General features: G+C 69.2%; 23 protein-coding genes. 10 read left to right on the forward strand and 13 right to left on the reverse strand.

All coding sequences use genetic code 11. From position 1 onward, the window contains the following. Positions 1-9: 9 nt before the first annotated feature. From IJ15_RS0109635 to IJ15_RS0109655, 5 genes are all read right to left on the reverse strand, one after another. The gene (locus IJ15_RS0109635) at positions 10-1,152 is read right to left on the reverse strand and encodes a serine hydrolase domain-containing protein (protein WP_031938128.1); all 1,143 of its coding nucleotides are present in this window, start codon (positions 1,150-1,152) and stop codon (positions 10-12) included. Positions 1,153-1,235: 83 nt separating this feature from the next. Beyond that, on the reverse strand, positions 1,236-2,048 hold the full coding sequence (locus IJ15_RS0109640) for an MBL fold metallo-hydrolase (protein ID WP_081880671.1): 813 nt from the start codon (positions 2,046-2,048) through the stop codon (positions 1,236-1,238). A 79-nt stretch (positions 2,049-2,127) separates the two neighbouring features. After that, positions 2,128-3,351: an O-succinylhomoserine sulfhydrylase gene (locus tag IJ15_RS0109645; RefSeq protein ID WP_031938130.1), complete on the reverse strand. Its 1,224-nt coding sequence runs from the start codon at positions 3,349-3,351 to the stop codon at positions 2,128-2,130. Further along, a complete protein-coding gene (locus IJ15_RS0109650) occupies positions 3,348-3,779 on the reverse strand; it encodes a rhodanese-like domain-containing protein (protein WP_031938131.1) in 432 nt (143 codons plus the stop codon). The genes IJ15_RS0109645 and IJ15_RS0109650 overlap by 4 nt, the downstream gene beginning before the upstream one ends. Positions 3,780-3,858: 79 nt before the next feature. Continuing rightward, positions 3,859-4,281, reverse strand: a complete 423-nt coding sequence (locus tag IJ15_RS0109655) for an Rv0361 family membrane protein (RefSeq protein WP_031938132.1) — start codon at positions 4,279-4,281, stop codon at positions 3,859-3,861. A gap of 314 nt (positions 4,282-4,595) precedes the next feature. Here IJ15_RS0109655 and IJ15_RS0109660 point away from each other — a divergent pair, with 314 nt between their 5' ends. Further along, positions 4,596-5,960 carry an FAD-dependent oxidoreductase gene (locus IJ15_RS0109660; protein WP_031938133.1) on the forward strand — a complete coding sequence of 455 codons (1,365 nt, stop codon included), beginning with the start codon at positions 4,596-4,598 and terminating at the stop codon, positions 5,958-5,960. 118 nt (positions 5,961-6,078) lie between these two features. Further along, a complete protein-coding gene (locus IJ15_RS0109665) occupies positions 6,079-6,822 on the forward strand; it encodes an amidohydrolase family protein (RefSeq protein ID WP_031938134.1) in 744 nt (247 codons plus the stop codon). A 1-nt stretch (position 6,823) separates the two neighbouring features. Here IJ15_RS0109665 and IJ15_RS0109670 read toward each other — a convergent pair whose 3' ends face one another. Then, positions 6,824-7,306 (reverse strand): DUF456 domain-containing protein, encoded by a 483-nt coding sequence (locus IJ15_RS0109670; RefSeq protein WP_031938135.1) that lies wholly within the window; start codon positions 7,304-7,306, stop codon positions 6,824-6,826. Continuing rightward, positions 7,303-8,517, reverse strand: coding sequence for a formate-dependent phosphoribosylglycinamide formyltransferase (gene purT / locus IJ15_RS0109675; protein ID WP_031938136.1), 1,215 nt, complete (start codon positions 8,515-8,517; stop codon positions 7,303-7,305). The genes IJ15_RS0109670 and purT overlap by 4 nt, the downstream gene beginning before the upstream one ends. A gap of 41 nt (positions 8,518-8,558) precedes the next feature. Between purT and IJ15_RS0109680 the strand changes: the two genes are divergently transcribed. Beyond that, positions 8,559-8,984 (forward strand): hypothetical protein, encoded by a 426-nt coding sequence (locus IJ15_RS0109680; RefSeq protein ID WP_031938137.1) that lies wholly within the window; start codon positions 8,559-8,561, stop codon positions 8,982-8,984. Between the two features lie 4 nt (positions 8,985-8,988). On the opposite strand, the gene IJ15_RS0109685 is transcribed toward IJ15_RS0109680, so the two are convergent. Continuing rightward, positions 8,989-9,705 carry an alpha/beta fold hydrolase gene (locus IJ15_RS0109685; protein WP_031938138.1) on the reverse strand — a complete coding sequence of 239 codons (717 nt, stop codon included), beginning with the start codon at positions 9,703-9,705 and terminating at the stop codon, positions 8,989-8,991. Positions 9,706-9,709: 4 nt separating this feature from the next. Then, positions 9,710-10,087 carry a VOC family protein gene (locus IJ15_RS0109690; RefSeq protein ID WP_031938139.1) on the reverse strand — a complete coding sequence of 126 codons (378 nt, stop codon included), beginning with the start codon at positions 10,085-10,087 and terminating at the stop codon, positions 9,710-9,712. 131 nt (positions 10,088-10,218) lie between these two features. Between IJ15_RS0109690 and IJ15_RS0109695 the strand changes: the two genes are divergently transcribed. Beyond that, positions 10,219-11,319, forward strand: coding sequence for a CaiB/BaiF CoA transferase family protein (locus IJ15_RS0109695; protein ID WP_031938140.1), 1,101 nt, complete (start codon positions 10,219-10,221; stop codon positions 11,317-11,319). Positions 11,320-11,325: 6 nt separating this feature from the next. On the opposite strand, the gene IJ15_RS0109700 is transcribed toward IJ15_RS0109695, so the two are convergent. Both IJ15_RS0109700 and yczR read right to left on the reverse strand, forming a co-directional pair. Continuing rightward, positions 11,326-12,201 carry an alpha/beta fold hydrolase gene (locus IJ15_RS0109700; RefSeq protein ID WP_031938141.1) on the reverse strand — a complete coding sequence of 292 codons (876 nt, stop codon included), beginning with the start codon at positions 12,199-12,201 and terminating at the stop codon, positions 11,326-11,328. Positions 12,202-12,268: 67 nt separating this feature from the next. Continuing rightward, positions 12,269-13,750, reverse strand: coding sequence for a MocR-like transcription factor YczR (yczR, locus tag IJ15_RS0109705; RefSeq protein WP_031938142.1), 1,482 nt, complete (start codon positions 13,748-13,750; stop codon positions 12,269-12,271). Positions 13,751-13,812: 62 nt separating this feature from the next. On the opposite strand from yczR, the gene IJ15_RS0109710 reads away from it, so the two are divergent. The 6 genes from IJ15_RS0109710 (at position 13,813) to IJ15_RS0109735 (ending at position 20,136) form a co-directional block, all read left to right on the forward strand. Next, positions 13,813-13,995, forward strand: coding sequence for a hypothetical protein (locus tag IJ15_RS0109710; RefSeq protein WP_051918707.1), 183 nt, complete (start codon positions 13,813-13,815; stop codon positions 13,993-13,995). A gap of 345 nt (positions 13,996-14,340) precedes the next feature. Further along, on the forward strand, positions 14,341-15,741 hold the full coding sequence (locus IJ15_RS0109715; protein ID WP_031938144.1) for an Ig-like domain-containing protein: 1,401 nt from the start codon (positions 14,341-14,343) through the stop codon (positions 15,739-15,741). Positions 15,742-15,782: 41 nt separating this feature from the next. Further along, complete coding sequence (locus tag IJ15_RS0109720; RefSeq protein ID WP_031938145.1) at positions 15,783-16,949, forward strand: Ig-like domain-containing protein; 1,167 nt, start codon at positions 15,783-15,785, stop codon at positions 16,947-16,949. Between the two features lie 69 nt (positions 16,950-17,018). Then, positions 17,019-18,284 (forward strand): helix-turn-helix transcriptional regulator, encoded by a 1,266-nt coding sequence (locus IJ15_RS0109725; protein WP_031938146.1) that lies wholly within the window; start codon positions 17,019-17,021, stop codon positions 18,282-18,284. Positions 18,285-18,418: 134 nt separating this feature from the next. Beyond that, positions 18,419-19,507, forward strand: coding sequence for an S-(hydroxymethyl)mycothiol dehydrogenase (locus tag IJ15_RS0109730; protein ID WP_031938147.1), 1,089 nt, complete (start codon positions 18,419-18,421; stop codon positions 19,505-19,507). Then, positions 19,504-20,136, forward strand: a complete 633-nt coding sequence (locus tag IJ15_RS0109735) for an MBL fold metallo-hydrolase (RefSeq protein WP_031938148.1) — start codon at positions 19,504-19,506, stop codon at positions 20,134-20,136. Before IJ15_RS0109730 ends, IJ15_RS0109735 begins: the two co-directional genes overlap by 4 nt. A 73-nt stretch (positions 20,137-20,209) precedes the next feature. Here the strand turns inward: IJ15_RS0109735 and IJ15_RS0109740 are convergent, their stop codons facing one another. Together IJ15_RS0109740 and IJ15_RS0109745 are read right to left on the reverse strand one after the other, a co-directional pair. Then, entirely contained in the window at positions 20,210-21,175 is a 966-nt protein-coding gene (locus IJ15_RS0109740; RefSeq protein ID WP_031938149.1) for a heme-dependent oxidative N-demethylase family protein, read from the reverse strand. Next, a complete protein-coding gene (locus IJ15_RS0109745) occupies positions 21,172-22,113 on the reverse strand; it encodes a PDR/VanB family oxidoreductase (RefSeq protein ID WP_051918730.1) in 942 nt (313 codons plus the stop codon). Before IJ15_RS0109745 ends, IJ15_RS0109740 begins: the two co-directional genes overlap by 4 nt. Position 22,114 lies beyond the last annotated feature (1 nt).

Below are 22,114 nucleotides of genomic sequence, written 5' to 3' on the forward strand. Positions count from 1 at the left end.
CAGGATTTTTCACGCGATCGAGGCATAGGCCGCCTCGATCAACCGGTACGCGCGCCGGTCGCCCGCGAAGTAGTCACGCTTGAGGTTCGGGACGAACGCGATCGCCAGGCCGTGGTCGAGGTCGCCGAGACCGACCGCACCACCGGCGCCCGGGTGCCCGAACGCGGTGGCCCGGGCCGCCTCGGGTAGTTCGAAACTCTGCGCGGGCCGCATGAAGCCGAGACCGTACGCGCTGTCGGTGAGCAGCACGCGGTCCGGGCCCCGTACCCGTTCACCGATCGCGTCGGCGACCGTGGCGCGACTCAACGTCACCCCGCGGCCGAGGTCGCTGTAGAACCGGGCCAGCGCGCGAGCCGTCGTCACCATGCCCGCCGCCGGCCATCCACCGCCGAGCATCGCCGGATCGTTGTACGAAGCAAGCGGATTCGCGGTGGCACGGAAGATCGGCGAGCCGGGCTCGGCATAGGCGGCATCGATCCGGGTCTGCGTCGCGATGTCCGTCAGCGGCGACGACGGCTCCCCGCGGCGCGGAACACTGATCCGGGCCGCGCGGGCGATCGTCCCCCGCGGCGCCCCGATCCACAGGTCACTGCCGAATTCCTCGTGGACGAACTGTCCCACCGTCTTCCCGGTGTGCCGCCGCACCACCTCGCCGACCAGCCACCCGAACGTCAGTGCGTGGTAGCCGTGGTCGGTGCCGGGCTCCCACTCCGGGGCCTGCCGCGCCAGACGCTCCGCCATCGCCGCCGGGTCGGCCGCCTGCGTCACCGACACCGGGTCGTCGAATGCCGGCAGCCCGGCCCGGTGCGTGAGCAGGTGTTCGACGGTGACACCGTCCTTGCCCCTCTGTGCGAACTCCGGCCACCACTGCGCGACGGGAGCGTCGACCGTGACGAAGCCGCGTTCGGCGACCAGCAACGCCGCCGCCGCGGTCACCGCCTTCGTGCACGAGAAGACCACACACGGGGTGTCCCACGCCCACTCCCGCGCGGTACGCCGGTCCGCGATCCCGCCCCACAGGTCCACGACGGGACGACCGTCGGCGAAGACGGCCACCGCGGCGCCCAGATTCATACCGTCGGCGAAGCTCTCCTCGAACACCTCGCGGACACCTGAGAACGCCGAATCACACTGACCCTGTACAGATGTCATGAACACCTCGTATCGGGCTTCCCCCGGGAGCGACCCCGATCCCAGGCTATTGCGCGGGGTCCGCGCGCGCATCCGATTCGGCCTCAGCGCCCAATCCTGGAGCCGTCACGCCGATTCCCGCTCCGATACCGGGAGAATGGGCGCTCAGGACGACCGACGCGCACGGAGGTTCCGTCGTCGACCACCCGGGCGCCCCACGGCGCGAGGAGTTCCGCCAGTTCCGACGTCGGCGGGTTGTAGTGGCTCAGGTGTATCGCGACGACGTCGGTGGTCTCGGTGACAGCCCCCGCCTCACGCAGCGCCGCCAGGGTGCGGGGGAATGTCGCCAGGTCGTGGTGTCCAGCACCGAGGTCGGTGCGGGTCCCGAAAGTCTCCTCGAGGAACAGCGCGTCGTAGCGGGCGTCCCGGACGGCATCGAGCGTCGGCGACGGCAGCGGTCCGGTGTCGGTGGCCCACAGCATCCGCGCGTCCTCCGAGGAGGTGACGTCGTAGAGCACGCTGTCGCCGTCGCGGAACACCCGGTGCGCCGCCTCGAGCACCCGAACCGTGTACCCGTTCAGCGCAATTCGATCACCGGGGACGACCGGGACGAACCGCACCGGGTCGTCGGGTCCCACCCAGTCCCGGCACAGGTCCAGCGCGTCGACCGGACCGACGATGTCGAGTGGGCGGTCGCGCTGGACCCACGACCGGAACAGCAGCAGCGCCGGAGCCAGATGGTCGGGGTGGGCGTGGGTGAGCAGGAGGTGGCGGACACCGGCCAGCGAACGTCCGGCCCGCACCGCGGCGCGCGGCACGTCCGGACCGCAGTCGAGCAGGATCGTGTCGTCGATCAGGGCCGCGGTCTGCCCGCGGATCTCCCCGCGTTCGGCGGCGATGCGGCACGACGCGCACACGCAGAAGGGGTTGGGCCACCCGTCGGCGCTGCCGGTGCCCAGCAGTACGACGTCGATGGTCCAACCCCTCCCGTGCGTGTCAGCGCAGCGCCTGTGCCAGATCCTCCAGCAGATCCTCGGGATCCTCGAGGCCCACCGACAGGCGCACGACGCCGTCGGACAGGCCGATCGCGGCACGCCCCTCCGGCCCCATCGCGCGGTGCGTGGTGGTGGCCGGGTGGGTGATGAGCGACTTGGAGTCGCCGAGGTTGTTCGAGATGTCGATGACGCGCAGCTTGTTGAGCAGTTCGAAGGCCCGCTTCTTGCCCTCACCGTCGGCCGAGTCCACCTCGAACGTGACGACAGTGCCGCCGCCGCTCATCTGCGACTTCGCCAGTTCGTGCTGCGGATGCGATTCGAGGTACGGGTACTTGACCCAGCGGATCGCGTCCTCCGACTCGAGGAACCGGGCGATGCGCAGCGCGCTGTCGACGGAGTGGTTCACGCGCAACGGCATCGTCTCGAGGCCTTTGAGCAGGGTGTGCGCGTTGAACGGGCTCAGCGCCGGGCCGGTGTGCCGGATCAGCTGCTGCACCGGGCCGTCGATGTAGTCCTTGGGCCCCAGGATCGCGCCGCCGAGGACACGGCCCTGACCGTCGATGTGCTTGGTGCCCGAGTAGACGACGACGTCGGCGCCCAGGTCGAGGCTGCGCTGCAGCATCGGCGTCGCGAAGACGTTGTCGAGGACCACCTTCGCGCCGGCGGCGTGCGCCATCTCCGACACCCGGCGGACGTCGACGAGGGTCTGCATCGGGTTGGACGGCGTCTCGAAGAACACGGCCGTGGTCGGCACCGACAGCGCCTGCTCCCACTGGTCCAGGTCCTCGCCGTCGACGAACACCGTCTCCACGCCCCAGCGGGGCAGGATCTCGTTGCACACCACGAAGCACGACCCGAACAGGCTGCGGGCCGCGACCAGGCGATCACCCTGACCGAGCAGCGCGGCCAGCGCGGTGAACACCGCGGACATGCCCGACGCGGTGGCGTAGCAGCCCTCGGCGCCGTCGAGGAGGCGCAGCCGCTCCTCGAACATCTTCACGGTCGGGTTGCCGTAGCGGGAGTAGACGAAGTGGTCGACCTCGCCGGTGAACGCCTGCTCGGCGGCCTCGGCGGACTCGTAGACGAAGCCCGAGTTGAGGTAGATCGCCTCGGACGTCTCCTCGAAACCGGAACGCAGCGTGCCGCCGCGGACACCGAGGGTGGCCGGACGGACGGACTCGGGCAACTGCTTGCGGAACGACCCGCCCTGCGGGATCGCGCTCACGACTGCGTCCACGGCAGGCCCACGGCCCGCCAGCCGGCGGTGCCGCGACGACCGTCGCCGCCGAGTCCACCCTCGAAGCCGTCGAGCACGTTGTACGACGGCCCGATGCCGGCGGCGGTCGCTGCCTCGGCCGCACCGATCGAGCGCTGGCCCGAGCGACACAGGAAGATCACCGGCCGCGAGGTCTCCTCGCCGGCACCGCCGACGATCCCGGCCTCGACGAGCTGGTCGACGAAGGACTCGTTGCGCGCACCCGTGGGATAGCTCACCCATTCGATGAGCACGGTCCGGCGGTCGATGGTCGAGGTGTCGGGCAGCCCGACGTATCGCCATTCAGCGTCGGTCCGCACATCCACGAGCACGGCGTCCGGATGCTCGCGCAGCAGCTCCCAGGCTTGCTGCGGCGTTATGTCACCTGCGTAGCTCACCGTTCCAGCTTTCCACAGTGCCCGGCCGGGCCTAGCACGCGGAGGGTCCGGAACGCGCGAGGGGTCGAGGTTCGGCGGGTCAGTTGCAGACGAGCCAGAGGCCGTCGCCCTGGACGAACTGCCACGTCGAGGTCGTTGCACCCTTGCCGTCACCCGAGTCGAACCGGACGTCGGCGGTGGCGTTCTCACCGTTCACCGCGACGTTGGTGACCTCCTCGACCTTGACCTCGCCGTCGCGTCCGGCGATCGGGGAACGGTCCTCGGCGAAGCCCTGGCACACCATGTGGTCGATCGCGGTGGCGTCGTCGTTGTTGGTGGCGCGGACGAAGTCGCCGACGGACGCGTTGATCCGGTCGGCGTCGGTTCGACTCTCCTCGGCCGGCCGCAGCACCGCGGCGGCGATAATTCCGATCAACAAGATCGCGACTATTGACACGGCGAGAATGAACGGCTTGGCCGTCGTGCGCGAAGGGTCCTCGAGGGGATCGTGCGGATCGGTCATACCTGCGATTTTCCCCCGACGGCCCGGGTCCACTCCACCCGGGTCGGAAACAGAGCAAGGCACAAACACCGTTTGTGGCTCCCCAACCGGCGGCGTACTACCCGGGGGTAGGACAGATCGGGAGTATGAGGTGCCGTCGCCGTACGGGTTCTAGCATGAAGGCTGGGGACGGTGGGTTCGGGGGAATCCACCACCCCGCGACCGTACGACAGCGCCGCGTGTTAGGTAGGGCTCAGTTTAAGCTGGAGGCTCGCACACGGGCTGTCGTACAACCACCAGCACGTCCGTCCAATCGAAAAGGTAGTTCGCCTCAGATGACTGACCAGACTCGTCCACTGCGCGTGGCCATCGTCGGTGCCGGCCCCGCCGGAATCTATGCTGCCGATGCGCTCATGAAGTCCGACACCGAGGTGAGCATCGACCTGTTCGAACGGATGCCGGCCCCGTTCGGGCTGATCCGCTACGGCGTCGCGCCCGACCACCCCCGGATCAAGGGCATCATCACCGCCCTGCACAAGGTGCTCGACAAGGACCAGGTCCGCCTGCTCGGCAACATCGACTACGGCAACGACATCACCCTCGACGACCTGCGCCGCTACTACGACGCCGTGATCTTCTCCACCGGCGCCAACGCGGACCGCGCGCTGAACATCCCGGGCATCGACCTCGACGGCAGCTACGGCGCCGCCGACTTCGTGTCCTGGTACGACGGCCACCCGGACGTCCCGCGCTCGTGGCCGCTCGACGCCGAGAAGGTCGCGGTCCTGGGTGTCGGCAACGTCGCGCTCGACATCGCGCGCGTCCTCGCCAAGACCGGCGACGAACTGCTGCCCACCGAGATCCCCGCCAACGTGTACGAGGGCCTCAAGAACAACAAGGCCGTCGAGGTCCACGTGTTCGGCCGCCGCGGCCCCGCACAGGCCAAGTTCACGCCGCTCGAACTGCGCGAACTGGACCACTCCCCCACCATCGAGGTCATCGTCGACCCCGAGGACATCGACTACGACGAGGGCTCCGAGGCCGCACGCCGCGGCTCCAAGCAGGTCGACATGGTCGCGAACACGCTGCAGGACTGGGCCATCCGCGACCAGGGCAACCGCCCCCACAAGCTGTTCCTGCACTTCTTCGAGTCGCCCCACGAGGTGCTCGGCGAGGACGGCAAGGTCGTCGGACTGCGGACCGAACGCACCGAACTCGACGGCACCGGCAACGTCCGCGGCACCGGCAAGTTCAAGGACTGGGACGTCCAGGCCGTGTACCGCGCCGTCGGCTACCTGTCGCAGAACATCGCCAAGCTGCCGTTCGACGACCAGGCCGGGACCGTCCCCAACGAGGCCGGCCGCGTACTGGACGAAGACGGCAAGCACATCGACGCCACCTACGTCACCGGCTGGATCAAGCGTGGCCCCGTCGGCCTCATCGGCCACACCAAGGGCGACGCCAACGAGACCATCGCCTGCCTGCTCGAAGATGCCCCGAACTTCGCGGGCGCCGCCGAGCCGAACGAGGACGCCGTCATCGAATTCCTCGAAGGCAAGGGCGTCCCCTACACCACCTGGCAGGGCTGGTACCGCCTCGACGCCCACGAGCGTTCCCTCGGTGAGCCCGAGGGCCGCGAACGCGTCAAGGTCGTCGAGCGCGAGGACATGCTCCGCGCCAGCGAGCCCCACAAGGCCTGACTCACAGGGTCGTTTGGTTCCCCGGGGTTGCTCCGGGGCTAACAGCTGAAGGGTCCCTTCATGCGCTGACAGCGCATGAAGGGACCCTTCAGCTGTTTCGGGGAGGCATGATGAACACGTGTTTGACGCGCACGTGCACATCATCGACCCGCGGTTTCCTCTCGTGGAGAACAACGGGTACCTGCCCGATCCGTTCACGATCGACGACTACCGCGCCCGCATGTCCGGGTTCGGGGTCGACGGTGGGGCGGTGGTGACGGCGTCGTATCAGGGCACGCTCGGCCGACCGCAGTTGTTAGCGGCGCTCGAGGAACTCGGTGACGGCTGGGTGGGGGTCACTCATCTCGATCCGGACACCACCGACGAGGACATCCTCGCGCTGGACGGGGCGGGGGTCCGCGGGGTGCGATTCAATCTGCGGCGCAGCGCCACCGATGTCCAACTCCTCACGCGGCAGGCGCTGCGGGCGTACGAACTGGTGGGCTGGCATGCCGAGTTCTATGTGGATGCGACGTTGCTGCTGTCGCTCGAGCCGGTGTTCGCGAAGCTGCCGGCGGTGAGCATCGACCATCTGGGTATGTCGACGCGCGGGCTGCGCTATCTGCTCAACCTCGTCGACCGGGGCGCGAAGGTGAAGGCCACCGGTTTCGGGCGCACGTCGATCGACGACGTCAGCAGTGTCCTTCGGCAGATCCACGCCGTGAACCCGAAGGCCCTGATGTTCGGCACCGATCTGCCCGGCACCCGCGCCCGCCGCGCGTTCGAGGCCGCCGACGTCGACATCGTCGCCGACGCCGTGGGCGACGATCTCGAGGCCGTTCTCGGCGGCAACGCGCGCGAGTGGTACCGCTGCGACGCCTGAGTCAGAGCGCGAGCACCGCTCCCAGCCACAGTCCGACGGCGAGGAGCGCGCCGAGAAGTTCGACGAGGATCGACAGCCCGACGGCCTTGGTGGCGTGGACGGTCGAGGTCCACGCGTCGCGGTGGGTGCGGTGCCGGGCGGCCTCGGCCGCGTAGGTACCGAGCAGGAACCCCAACAGCAGTCCGACGACGGGGACCACGAAGAATCCGACGATCCCCACCAGGCCGCCGAACATCACGGACCGGTTGGGGACCCCGGCGTCCCGCATCCGGCGGCCCGGCCACGTGTACTTCACGATGCCCGACGCCAGCAGCAGCAACACGGCGACCGCGAAGACGACCCATCCGGTCGTGGTGGCGTCGAGGATCGCCCACACCAGCAGGGCGCCGGCGATCAGGAGCGTGCCGGGCAGGATCGGCACGACGATGCCGACCAGCCCGACCAGCATCACCAGGCCGAGCAGGACGAGGACGCCGGCGCTCACTCCGGTACGACGACGCGCACGCGGGACGCGGCTTCGCGGGCGCGTTCGCGGGCGGTCGAGGTGTCCGGTCCGGTGGACACTGCGACGCCCATGCGACGACGGGCGAACGCCTCGGGCTTGCCGAACAGGCGCAGGTCGGTCTCGGGCACCGCGAGGGCGTCGGCGACGCCCTCGAACGCGACCGCCACTGCGTCGACGCCGCCGTAGATCACCGCGGACGCGCCGGGCGCGGCCAGCGTCGTGTCGACGGGCAGGCCGAGGATCGCGCGGGCGTGCAGTTCGAATTCCGAGAACCGTTGCGAGCGCAGCGTCACCAGGCCGGTGTCGTGCGGGCGCGGGCTCACCTCCGAGAAGTAGACGTCGTCGCCCTTGACGAACAGTTCGACACCGAAGATGCCACGGCCACCGAGCGCGGTGGTGACCTTCTCGGCGACGTCACGCGAGGCGGCGAGCGCGGCCGGGCTCATGGCCTGCGGCTGCCACGACTCGATGTAGTCACCGGCGTCCTGCAGGTGTCCGATGGGCTCGCAGAAGTGGGTGCCGTCGACCGCACGGACCGTGAGCTGGGTGATCTCGTAGTCGAAGTCGACGAAACCCTCGACGATCACCCGGCCCATGTTCACGCGGCCACCGGAAAGCGCGTATTCCCAGGAGTTTTCGAGGTCGTCGACGCTGCGCGCGACGGACTGACCCTTGCCGGACGACGACATCACCGGCTTGATCACGCACGGGAAGCCGATCCGCTCGGTGGCGGCACGCATCTCGTCGAGGGAGTCCGCGAACGCGTACGGCGACGTCGGCAGGCCCAACTCCTCGGCGGCGAGGCGGCGGATGCCCTCGCGGTTCATCGTCAGCTGGGTGGCGCGCGCGGTGGGGATGACGACGGCCAGGCCGCGCTCCTCGACGTCGGCGAGCGCCTCGGTGGCGATGGCCTCGATCTCGGGCACCACGAAGTGCGGCCGCTCGGCCTCGATGACCCGGAGCAGTTCGGCGGGGTCGCCCATGTCGATCGTGTGCGCGCGATGCGCGACCTGGTGACCGGGGGCGTCGGCGTAGCGGTCGACGGCGATCACCTCGACGCCGAGACGCTGCAGGGCGATGATCACCTCCTTGCCCAGTTCGCCGGAGCCCAGCAGCATCACGCGGGTGGCGCTCGGGCTCAGCGGGGTACCGATCCGGGCGGGAACATCAGGGGAAGTGTCGGGGCGCATGTGTCGGACTATAGGCGGTTGCCGCAGGTCATACTGTCGCGATGACCCTGGGATTCGACACCCGGCTGACGCTGCTCGCGGCGGGACTGATCTTCCTGCTGGCCCTGCTCCTCGGGGCGTGGAAGTACCGGCAGATGGCGACGTCGCCCGACCGTCTGGCGCACCCGTACGTCGACATCGCGCACCGCTCCGCCCTGCTGTACTCGTTTGCGACGCTGCTCGTTTCGGTGTTCGTCGAGCTGAGTGACTGGCCGACGTCCGTCAACGCAACGTGCGCGGGGATCCTGGTGTTCTTCTTCGTCGCGGCCATCGCCAGCTACATCGTGCACGGCGCGCGCCGCGACACCACCAACCAGTTCGAGCACGCCGACGCCGGGTTGCGTGTGGCGATGATCGCACTGATCGTCGGCGAGGTGGGCGCGTTCGCGGTGCTGCTGGCCGGTTTCGCCGCGGCCCAGTTGCTGTAGACGCTCAGTCGCGGGCCTCGACGTGCGCAAGGAAGTCCAGCACCGCGCGGTTGAACACGTCGGGCCGTTGCGCGGCACACGCGTGGCCGGCGTCCGGCACGAACATCAGCTCGGCGTCGGGAATCGACCGCGCGATCAGCTCGGTGTGCCGGCGCGGGATCGCGTCGCGCTCCCCGACGATCACGAGCGTCGGCACGGTGATCGACGCGAGATCCGCGGCCGGGATGTGCGGATGCCGGACCATCAGCTCGAGCAGTTCGTGGTGCCGTCGCACCCGCGCCGACAGCGGCGTGACGAGACCACCGACGAGCCACGCGAAGGTCGCCGGAATGCGGAACCTCGCGCCGAGGCCGTCCGGATCGAGGTTGGCGGCGTTCACGATCAGCGATCGCACCCGTCGGGGATGGCGCAGGGCCAGCGTGAGCGCGGTGTTGCCACCGTCGCTGTAGCCCAGGACGTGTGCGCTCTCGATACCGACGGCGTCGAGGACCGCGCACACGTCGTCGGCGAGACGCGCGAAGTCGAGTGGCCCGTCGCCGCGGGTCGATTCGCCGTGCGCTCGGGTGTCGAGCGCCAGCACCCGATAGCGTTCGGCGAAGACCGGCACCTGCGCGGCGAAGTAGCCGAGGTTCTCGCTGTTGCCGTGCAGCAGCACCAACGGCTCACCGTCCCCGTGCACCTCGTAGTGCAGCCGCGCACCGGCCACCTCGACGAATCCCACCGGATCAGGCCGGCGGCTGGTGGATGGAGAGCACGTTGGCGTGCGGATCGTGGAACCACGCGACCCGGGTCCCGTCCGGCGCCGTCCACGCGTCGTGCTCGTCCTGATCCATCCCCTGATAGCGCAGAAAGTCGACGCCCTTGGCCCGGAGGTCGTCGACGGTCGCCGACAGGTCCTTCGTGCGCCAGCCCAGCACCGTGTACCCGGTGTCGGCCTTCGACTGGACGAGGGTGATGCGCAGTTCCGTGCCACCACCGTCGACGACGAGCGCGAACGGCGTGCGCTCGGTGACCGCCAGACCCAGCGTGTCGACGTAGAACATCGACGACACATCCAGATCCGTACTGGCCAGGAAGGCGACGAGTTCTCCGGGGAAGGCCATGCCCTCCACTCTGCGCCCCGACCGGTACCGGAGACAAGAGTCCGTCCACCCGTGACCCGCGACACAAGTCGCCGCCCGTTCGGGTTACCGTCACAGGAAATGAGGTCGACCATCGAGAAAGAGGTTGTGACGTGACTGCTGCAGAGACCGAGCGCAAGGGCCCGCTGGCCGGGATCCGCGTCGTCGAATTCGCCGGAATCGGACCGGGCCCGCACGCCGCGACGCTGCTGGCCGATCTCGGTGCGGACGTGGTGCGGGTGCAGCGCGCCGGACAACTCCCGCGCGACGGGGCGGTCGGGGACCAGACCGCCCGAAACCGCCGCGTCGTCGAGGCCGACCTCAAGAACCCCGCCGACGTCGAGAAGGTCCTCGATCTGCTCGGCCGTTCCGACATCCTGATCGAGGGTTTCCGCCCCGGCGTGATGGAACGCATGGGCCTCGGCCCCGACGTCGTGCTCGCGCGCTGCCCCCGGGTCGTCTACGGCCGCATGACCGGCTGGGGACAGGACGGACCGCTCGCCCAATCGGCCGGCCACGACATCAACTACATCTCACTGACCGGTGTGCTGCACGCCATCGGGCGCAAGGGCGAACGGCCGGTACCGCCGCTGAACATGGTGGGTGACTTCGGCGGCGGCTCGATGTTCCTGCTGTTCGGCATCCTCGCCGCAATGATCGAGCGGCAGACGTCGGGCAAGGGGCAGGTCGTCGACGCCGCGATGGTCGACGGCACACTCGCGTTGTCGCACATCATCTGGAACTTCCGCCGCAGCGGCATGTGGTCCGACGAGCGCGGCGTGAACATGCTCGACGGCGGCGCCCCGTACTACGACACCTACGAGACCGCGGACGGCAAGTACATGGCCGTCGGCGCGATCGAGCCCCAGTTCTACGCCGTCCTGCTGCAGGGCCTCGAACTCGACCCCGCGGAGCTGCCGGGTCAGCACGACGCGGCCCGCTGGCCCGAGCTGCGCCAGATCCTCACCGACCGGTTCCTGAGCAAGTCCCGGGACGAATGGGCCAAGATCTTCGACGGCACCGACGCCTGCACCACCCCGGTGCTGACGTTCGCCGAGGCCCCGCAGGATCCGCACGTCGCGGCGCGCGGCGGCATCATCGAGATCGAGGGGGTGCCGCAGCACGCTCCGGCGCCGCGCTTCTCCCGCACCCCCAACAGCACGCCCGAGCCGCCCGCCCGCAACGCGACCGACATCGACACGCTCTGGCGTTGATCGAGGTCACTGCCCGGCGAGGAACTTCCGGATGCGGGCGTTGACCTCTTCGGGCCGTTCGAGCTGGAGGAAGTGACCCGCGTCCGCGATCAGATGCGCCTCGCTGCCCGGTGGGAGACAAGGCCCCACCAGGGCGGCGAGGCGCGGATCCAGGCAACCGTCGCGATCGCCGTGGAGGTAGAGCGTCGGAACCATCGGGAGCCGCATCTCGGCTCCGACCCAACGCCGGTAGCGCTCAGGCGGACGGGAGAAGGGCCGGCCCACGCTCCGGTAGTAGCCGAACACGGCCCGGCGGTGGGCGGTGTCGGCGATCGCCTCCAGCACCGCCGGCAGATCCTCGCTCGCGTCGAACCCGGGCGACCAATCGGCCCAGAGCCGTCGGATCAACCGTTCCGCGTTGCGCTCGGGCAGCACCGGGAACTGGTTGAACAGGATGTACCAACTGTTGCGCAGCTGCCGGGGAAGGACCCGCACCACCGCCGGTGTCCGCAGGGCCGCGAACGGCGGGACCGACAGTGCCGCCACCGCGACGAACGGGTTCTCGGGGTGCGCGGCCAGGGCGTTCGCGGTGACGGCGCCCCAGTCATGGCCCACCAGAACAGCATCGGCGCCGCCGCCCAACGCCGCGTGGATCGCGACGGCATCGTCCATCAGTGCGGCGACGTGGCCGCTACGGTCGTCCGGCACCGTCGACGGCGCGTAGCCGCGGGTGAACGGGGCGACCACCCGCCAGCCGTCGTCCGCGAGCGCGGGCCCCAGATGCCGCCAGGTGCGCGCGGTGTCCGGGAATCCGTGCAGCAGCACCGCCAGCCGACCGGTCTCCGGCCCCCAGGACAGGGCCCGCAACCGAACCGCATCGAGCTCGATGGTGATCTCCCGCATACCGCTCATCCTGACGGAAACGGACTCCCCCGGAGGGGGATCCGCCGTTGCGGGGTCGGTGACCCGTTCACACCACCAATGCGGGCTCGGCGGGCTCGCGCACCAGACCGAGAGCGTCGTAGGCTGCCGCGACTCCGGCCACCGCACGCCGCAGTTCGCCGACCGGTCGCGCGTAGGGCAGCCGGACGAAACGTTCGAACGCACCCTCGATACCGAAACGTGTTCCGGCCGCGAGGATCACACCGTGACTCGGCGCGGTCGCGGCGAGTGCCGTCGAGACCGGTGCAGGCAACCGCAACCACAGCGACATCCCGCCCGTGCCGACCGTCGGCACCCAGTCCGGCAACCGGACGGCCAGTTCGTCGAGCAATGCCGCCCGCTGCGTACGCAACTGTTCGCGGCGGGACTCGATCGGGGCGTCACCGCGTTCGAGCAGATGCAGTGCGGCCAACTGGTCCATGACGGGGGTGCCGAGGTCCAGCGCGGAGCGCGAACCCACGAGGCGCATGATGAGTTCCGGGTCGGCCCGAATCCAGCCGACACGCAATCCGCCCCAGTGCGATTTGGAGACGGAGCCGACCGTCACGACGTCCGAGTCCCCGGCGCCGCGCGCGAACGACGCGACCGGGGGTGGGGGCGGCGCATCCAGCCAGACGTCGACCATCGTCTCGTCGACGACGAGCGTCATCCGGGTGTCGTGCGCGATCCGGGCCAGTTCGGCCCGGCCCGCCTCGCCGAGACACAGGCCCGTCGGGTTGTGGAAATCCGGCAGCAGATACGCCATCCGGGCGGCGGTCTGCCTTGCCGCACTTCGGATCCCACCCAGATCCCAGGCGTGGGTCGCACCCCCCTCCGGTCGCACCGGAACGGGAACCGGGCGCGCGCCCACGCGCCGAATCGCCTCGAGCGCATTCGGATACGTCGGGTGGTCGACCAGCACCCGCTCCCCCGGTGCGGTGAGGACGCCCAGCAGCAGCCGCAGCGCATGCTGGGCGCCCGACGTGATCATGATCTGCGAGACATCGGTCTCGAGGCCACGGGCGCGGTAACGCGCCGCGACGGCCTCCCGCAGGACCGTGATCCCCACCGGCTCCATGCCGTGCGTGTCCAGAAACGGCGGAAGTGACTGCAGTGCAGCACTGTATGCCGCACTGACCTCCTCGGCCGGAGCCACCATCGCGGCATAGCTGAGGTCCACCCCGACGCCCTCGGGCACCGGGAGGTGGGCATGGACCTTCCTCCGGTCCGAGTCGACGGCGGCCGGCAGGGTCACGGTGCTACGCGACCCCTGTCGGCTCACCAGGTACCCCTCGTCGCGCAGGACCGCATACGCCGTGGTGATCGTCGTGCGACTCACGTCCAGCACCGACGCGAATTCCCGCTCACTCGGCAGCGCCGTCCCCAGCGGTACACGGCCGTCGTGCACGAGCAGTCGGATGCCGTCAGCCAGGGCCCGGTACGCGGGGCGCGCCGTGCGCCGCCCGGAGTCGTCCTGCCAGGCGCCGAGGTCGCGGGCCACCGCGCGGGCACCGAGTGCGTGCATCATCATGCGGTCCAGTATTCGCATACTGGCCGTTCATTTCAATGCCACTTCTTCCCAGAATCGTGCCCATGAGCACCCTGATCACCTTCGCCTGCATCGCCGGACTGGCCGGCTTCGTCTATCACTACACCCCCAAGGCGAACGGAAGAGGCCTGTTCCGTCTCGAACAGTTCCGGCCCGCAGCACCTTTGGCGGGAATCCTCGACACGGAGCCCAAGGAAGGCGAGCCGGGGCAGGCCAGAGTGGAATAACTGGACTGATCGAATCGCCGACGAATCGGCCGCGGTCTCCCAGGGCGGGCGCACCCCCGCCCGCACACTGGAACGGGTTCCACAAATTTGACGACATGTTCCACATGTCGATACTAGACCGTATCGAAATCAATCAAAGCGTTATCTTTTCGAGACATCCATCTCGAGTTCCACAGTGCCACAAGCTTTTACGGTACAAAAACAACTGGACGGTCGTTCAAATTATCGCTGGATCGATCAAGCGTCAATTTCCCTTATGCCCGCTTTCATACGCGTGTTAGGTGTAACAAGTTCCACCTCCCGTCAGAGATCGACCCCCGTTCACAAGGATCCAGGAGTCTCTCCATGACCAACCGATGGCGCCGCGTCGCCCTCACCACCGCAGCCACCACGGCAGGCACCATGCTGTTCTTCACAGGTACCGCGACCGCGGAACCTGTGGGTACCCCGACGGCCGGCGCCGGTGTCAGCGCCGCTGACGAGCCCGCACCCTCAGGCTTCGAGACCCGAATCGAAACGCCGTTCATGCCGGCCCAGATGAAGACCGGCGTCGAGGTCGAACTGCGGTCGCAGATCTTCGGTGTCGCCGCGAACAAGATCGTGAACGGCGGAACCGCGCAGTTCCTCGTCGACGGCGTGCCGGTCGGTGCACCGTTCAACGTCACCGGAAACGGACTGGCCAACTACAAGCACACGTTCACCAAGACCGGGCCGAACACGGTCACCGTGCAGTACCTGGGCGGCGGCCGCATCCACCCGTCCACCGAACTGGCAGCGCCGAGCACCGCGTCGGTGACGGTCGACGTGACCGATCAGGATGTCGCCACCGCCACCACGCTCACCCTGCCCGCCATCGCCGAGACTGGGGTCAAGGCCTCGTTCACCGCCCAGGTCGATCTCGAGGCCGGCGGACTACTGCCCGTCCGCACCGGCGCCAAGGTCCAGCTCTTCGACAACGGCGTCCCGATCGGTGCGGAGGCAACCGTCAGCTCCGACGGCAAGGCCCGCCTGTCCCATACCTTCCTGACGTCCGGACCCCGCGAGATCACCGCCAAGTTCCTCGGCAACAACGGCTTCGCCGCGTCGACCTCCACCATCGCGGTCCTCGACGTCGCACACAGGGACCTCGACACCAGCACGACCCTGGTGGTCCCGAACAACGGGAAGGCCGGACAGCCGGTGTCCCTGAATGCCGTCGTGTCACCGAGCATCGCGACGGGAACTGTCCAGTTCATGTCCGGCGAGACCCCGGTTGGCAATCCTGTTCCCGTCGTCGACGGTGCAGCCGCGCTGCAGCACATCTTCCCGGAAGAAGGCACACACAGCATCACCGCCGTCTTCTCCGGAACCGGATTCGCCACATCCACGTCTACTCCTGCACCACTGAGCATTTCGGCACCCGCACCGGGCGACACGACAACAGCCGTCACCGCTCCGGCCGCCACCCTCCCCGCGATCCCGGTGACTTTCACCGCGAACGTGACGCCGGCACCGTACGGCGGCACCGTCCAGTTCTACGTCGGGGACACCCCGGTCGGCGACGCGGTACCCGTCGTGAACGGATTCGCCACGACCACGCACACGTTCGCCGCGACCGGCACGTACCAGGTCAGCGCACGCTACAGCGGCCACATCGCCGCCAACCCCTCGTCCTCGATCGCGACGGCGGTGACCGTCGCGGGCATCGGCGGCGGTGACGGCGACACCGGAAGCCTCGGCTCGCTGTCGCTGCCCTTCGGGTCATGACGGGCCGACTCCCTCGAACCTCCATCACAAAGGAAGCCAACATGACTGACAGATCTGCCAGGCGCTACCTGACGCCGGTGTGCGCTACCGCTGTCGCCGCGGGAATCGTCCTGTCCGGCGCGCCCGCCTCGGCCGCCACCACGGCCACCTCGTTCACTGCGCAGTGCCGGGCCGCAGCAATCATCACGGTCAACAAGCCGACCCAGCACCACTTCACCGTCGACGCACCGGCGCGAGTCGATCCGGGCGATACGTTCACGTACCGCATCCAGCCGTCGGCTTCGGCGTTCCCGGACAAGGACTCCGGCGCCACCACCACCAACATCTCGCGGATCAAACTCGACTACCAACTACCCGACAACGCCACCTTCGTCGAGGCGGCGGTGGTGCCGGGCACCGGGATCGGCCTGTCCGGGACTCCCGCAAACGTGCTGCAGGTCAACGAGGACGGCAACGTCGACCCGGCGGGCACGATCCTGCGTGTCTCGGGCAACAACGAGACCATCGGCAACGGCCCGACGACCGACAAGAAGAGCGTCGGTGGCATCCTGGCCGAGAAGACGAAGAAGTACCTCGACGGCCAGCCCAGCACCGACGGCTCGACCTGGTTCCAGCTTCCCGCGATCGACGTCACGCTCACTGCGGGCGACGCCGGCGACATCACGCCGAAACTGCGTACCTCGGGCAACGCCTCGAATCTGGGCGACGAGGCCAACTACAACACGTTCCTCGCTCTCGCGGTCTTCGGCGGCAATCAGTGGGCGCCGACCCGGTGCGTCCCCAAGGACGCCACAGCGGACACCGCACCCCTCAACCGTGGTGGCGGACCGCTCGCAACCATCGCCGTCGGCGACCAGTCGGGCAATTCCACCAGCACCGAAGTGAATGTCGCTCCGACAGCGAACACCAATGACCCGGTGGAGCTTTCGGCAACCGTAGCGCCCGCACCCAGCGGCGGCAACGTCGCCTTCCTCGTCAACAGCACCGTGATCGGCGAGGCACCGGTGATCGACGGCAAGGCGACGATGACGCACACCTTCGACCGGGCGAGCTCGTACACGGTCACTGCCCGCTACATCGGCGACGGGACGTTCTCCCCATCGCTGTCCGGCGATGCCACCATCGTCGTCGGCGGCGGATCCGGAAGCGCCGCCGGATCGCTCGAGCTGCCGTCCGTCGGCTCGCTGCAGTTGCCCTTCGGTTCCTGATCCACCCGAGATGAGCATCGCGGCGGGGGGGCCCCCCCGGCCCACCCGCCGTATCGATATCGTGAACCGGTGAGCGAGCACGGAACCGAGAACCTGTTGGAAGGGCTGCGCGAGGTCCTGGTGGGCCGCCTGTCCGACATCGGACGGCGCTTCTCGGCGCTGCTCGCCGACTCGGTTCCGCACACCGCACTGGTGATCTTCACCCGCGAGTGCACCGGACGGCCACGCAAGGTGGCCGGCGATCTCGAGATCGTGGACCGCGTAACCGTCGCCGAATTGGATTCTCTCCGAGCCGATCTCGAGCACGGGCAGATCCTCCGCGGCCGGGCCGTCATCGCCGGGACGTCCCGCGACGTCTATGCGATCCTCGACCGCACCGACACTCTGTTGGTGATCGTCCCCCGCGGTCCGCTGACCCGCACCACACCGCTCGAGCCCGTCCGGTCCATGTTCGGCCTGGTCGCCACCGGTATCCAGTTGCAGGTCCAGGGTGCCAGTCCCGCCTATCTCGCCGAGTCCCGCGCCGCATCGGCCGAGCGGGCCCGGACCATCGCCGAACTCACCGAGGTCCACGCCACCACACTCGAGACACTGCTCTCGACGCTGCGGTCCGACGACCTCGACGACACCCGCGCCCGGTCGGCGGCACGCGAGACCGCGTCGGCGGCACTGATCGGGCTGCGCACCGCGGTGGACACGCACCGCGAGTTCGCGGAGGAGTCCGTCGTCACCGCATTCGCCCGACTGCGGGGTGAACTCCGCGGCCTGCTGCGCCACCGGAATCTCGAACTCGATCTGGTGGAACCGGCGGTGGCCGGGCGCGCCGTGCCCGGCGAGGTGGCCCACGCGGCCCGCGCCGTCGTCCGCGGCGCGGTCCTCGCACTGTCCGGACAGGGAGACGTCGCCCGGATCCGCGTCGCGTGGACCTGCCCGGACACCGAACTGGTGGTCGACATCCGCGACGACGGCCACGGCCTGACCGATACCGCCGACCTCGACCGACAGCTGCGTCCCCGCATCGAAACCCTCGGCGGGACGGTGGAAATCGAGTCGACGCCGGGCTGGGGTTCGCGAGTGGTCGCGGCGCTGCCACTGCTGCACGCGCCGACGGCGCCCACCGCGCACCACGCGCTCACCGACCTCGGCCCGCGCGAACTCGAGGTGCTCGGTCACCTGGTCGCGGGGCGTCGCAACCGGGCGATCGCCGAACGACTCGGTGTCAGCGAGAGCACCGTGAAGTTCCACGTCGCCGGCGTGTTGCGCAAACTCGACGTCGCGACGCGTGCCGAGGCCGCCGTACTGGGCGGCGAGGCAGGAGTTCGCCCCACCCCCTGACCGTTCGGCTAGGCCCACCTCTCCCGACGACCAGTCCCGGTGCCGCCCGCCGGTGACTAGCCTCGTAGTCGGATGCGCACCTCACCATGTGGGTGCCGGCGCGTTCACGTCGACCGAATTGGAGTGGAGAAACCATGCCGCAGCAGGTACGGGGCGTCATCGCCCGCTCGAAGGACGCCCCCGTCGAACTGGTCACCATCAACATCCCCGATCCCGGACCGGGCGAGGCCGTCGTCGCGATCGCGGCATGCGGCGTCTGCCACACCGACCTGACCTACCGCGACGGCGGCATCAACGACGAGTTCCCCTTCCTCCTCGGCCACGAGGCCGCGGGCATCGTCGAGGCCGTCGGCGAGGGTGTGGACACCGTCGAGGTCGGCGACTTCGTCGTCCTCAACTGGCGCGCGGTGTGCGGAAAGTGCCGCGCCTGCAAGCGCGGTCGCCCGCAGTACTGCTTCGACACCCACAACGCGAAGCAGAAGATGACGCTCGAGGACGGCACCGAACTGACCCCGGCACTGGGCATCGGCGCGTTCGCCGACAAGACCCTCGTCGCGGCCGGCCAGTGCACCAAGGTCGACCCCACCGCCGATCCCGCCGTCGTCGGCCTGCTCGGCTGCGGCGTCATGGCCGGCATGGGTGCCGCGATGAACACCGGCAACGTCACCCGCGGCGACTCGGTCGCCGTCATCGGCTGCGGTGGTGTCGGCGACGCCGCCATCATGGGCTCGCGCCTGGCCGGCGCCAACAAGATCATCGCGATCGACCGGGACCCCAAGAAGCTCGAGTGGGCCGTCGAACTGGGCGCCACCCACACCATCGACGCGTCGAAGGTCGAGGACGTGGTCGAGGCGATCCAGGAACTCACCGACGGCTTCGGCACCGACGTCGTCGTCGACGCCGTCGGCCGCCCGGAAACCTGGAAGCAGGCGTTCTACGCCCGCGACCTCGCCGGCACCGTCGTCCTCGTCGGCGTCCCCACCCCGGACATGACGCTCGAGATGCCGCTCGTCGACTTCTTCTCGCGCGGCGGCTCGCTCAAGTCGTCCTGGTACGGCGACTGCCTGCCCGAGCGCGACTTCCCGATGCTCGTCGACCTGTACCAGCAGGGCCGGCTGCCGCTCGAGAAGTTCGTCACCGAACGCATCGGACTCGGCGATGTCGAGCAGGCATTCGAGACGATGCACCGCGGCGAGGTGCTGCGCTCGGTGGTGGTCCTGTGAGCGGCACCCTGAAGGTCGACCGGGTCGTCACGTCGGGCACCTTCGAACTCGACGGCGGCACCTGGGACGTCGACAACAACATCTGGCTCGTCGGTGACGACGACGAGGTGCTGGTGATCGACGCCGCGCACACCGCGCAGCCGATCATCGACGCCGTCGGCGGCCGCAAGGTGGTCGGGATCGTGTGCACGCACGGCCACAACGACCACGTCACCGTCGCGCCGGAACTGTCCGAGAAGCTGGACGCGCCGATCTACCTGAACCCCGCCGACGACGTGCTGTGGCAGATGACCCACCCGGGCGTCCGCCACCTGGCACTCGAGGACGGGCAGCGGATCGCGGTGGCGGGCACCGACGTCCAGGCCATCCACACCCCGGGCCACTCCCCCGGCTCGACGTGCCTGTACCTTCCCGAGGCGGGTGAACTGTTCTCCGGCGACACCCTGTTCTCAGGTGGCCCGGGCGCCACCGGACGATCGTTCTCGGACTTCCCGACCATCATCGGGTCCATCCGCGACAAGCTGTTCGCGCTACCCGCGGAAACCCGCGTCCACACCGGCCACGGCGACGACACCGCCCTGGGCACCGAGGCACCGCACCTCGAGGAGTGGATCGCGCGCGGTCACTGACCCCGCCCGTTTCAGCTGAAGGGTCCCTTCATGCGCTCGCAGCGCATGAAGGGACCCTTCAGCTCTCACGGGATCAGACGAGGGCATACCGGTCGAGCCAGTCGACGCCCGGCTGCCGGGTGCGGGTGAGGCCCTTGTACTCGGCCATGTCGTCGGGCAGTTCCGCCAGCACCGACCGCAGCCGCCGGGCCCATTCCGGCACCCGGGCGATGTCGGCGAACGACAGCAGATGCGTGCGGACCAGGAACATGATCGCCCCGGACTGGCCTAGCCGGATCAGGTGCTGGACTTCGACGCGCAGGTGCAGTCGCTCGCCCACATCGGCGAGCGGCCCCTCCGCTAGCGTGCGCCGGTCGCGCCCCCACTCCGGGTAGGTCTCGGTGGAGGTGTCGAGGCGGCCGTCGACGGTGAGGGTCCAGTTGGTGCGCCGATACCGCTCGCCGGTCTGCAGCCGCATCAGGAAGTTCTGCGCCCGGGTCACGACACCCTCGGTGTGAACGCGCGGAACCGGGCCGTGGATCTGCAGGAAGCTCATCCCGACGTCGAACCGCAGCGACCAGTCGGCCGCGAACGTCACCAGCCCCGCGTCGCCCCAGAGCTGTCCCTCTCGCTGATCGAGCAGCACGACGTCCTCCTGGATCTGCCGGCCGATGTAGCGCAGCGGCGGTTCCGGCAGCGTCGACCGCTCGCCGTAGACGAACGCCTGCTCGACGTCCAATGCCCGGTTGGTCCACCGCCACATCCGTCCGTCCCGCTCGAGCATCATGGTGCGCGGGTACGCCGCGGCGAGCCCGCGCATGATCTCGAGCAGCGCGTCCCACTGCGCGATCTCCATGTGCGGCAACGCCTGGAACCGGGTGGGGTCGGCGGCGAGGATCCGCTCCCGTTCGGCGATCTCCGCGTGATAGCCCTCGCCGACGTCCAGGACGGCCGCGCCCGCGGGCTCGACGTTGGCGCTGTACCGATAGGTGTCGCGGGGGAAGGGAAAGGGAAATGATGCGATCCGAGCGGTCACCCGGTAGTCCGTTGCTGCGCTCACAGTTCCAGCTCCAATCGTGCTCCGGCGGCGCGGGAAACGCACGGCATCATGCAGTCCCCCGCCGCCTTCTCGTCGTCGGACAGATACAGGTCGCGGTGCTCCACGGTGCCGCCGGTGACGGAGGTGCGGCACTCGCCGCACACACCCTGTCTGCACAGATTCGGGACACTCACCCCGCGCTGTTCGAGTGCCTCGAGCGCACTGACACCGGCCGGCACCTCGACGTCGATACCCGCGCGCAACAGCCGGACGACGAACGGACGCCCGGGATCCAGGTCACCGATCCCGAAGTGTTCGAGATGGATTCGCGCGTCCGGCCAGCCGGCACCCCGAGCCCGCCGCGCCGTCTCCTCCATCAGAGACGTGGGTCCGCACGCGTAGAGGTGGGATCCGAGCGGACGGTCGAACAGGGCCCGCCCGAGGACCGACCACAACTCGTCGGCGGAGCGGTAGGTCGACAGGCGACTCCCGCACACCGTGGCCAGGTCGTCCACATGCGGCCCGTCCCTGTCCCGGAACACGTAGTGCACCTCGAACGAGCGGCCCCACCGTGCCGCCGCCCGCGCATGGGAGAAGATCGGCGTGACCCCGATGCCACCGGCGACCAAGACATGGTGCCGCGCCGTGAGGACAGGGGCGAACGCGCTGCGCGGGCCGCCGACGTCGACGCTCTCGCCGCGACTGAGTCCGTGCATCCACAGCGATCCGCCGCGTCCGGAGTCGTTGCGGCGAACCGAGATCGAGTAGGAATCGGGTTCGACACCGGAGCCGGTGAGCGAGTAGGCATTGCGTCGCGTCCGCCCCTGCGGGTCGATGCCGCAGGACACCACGATGTGACTTCCGGGGGTGAACGAAGACAGCGGACCGCCGTCCGGATCGGTCAAGCGGATCAGACGCACGCGTCCGGGTAGGTCGGTGACGGCGTCGACGACGAGCATC

Source organism: Prescottella defluvii (genome assembly GCF_000738775.1).
GTDB lineage: Bacteria > Actinomycetota > Actinomycetes > Mycobacteriales > Mycobacteriaceae > Prescottella > Prescottella defluvii.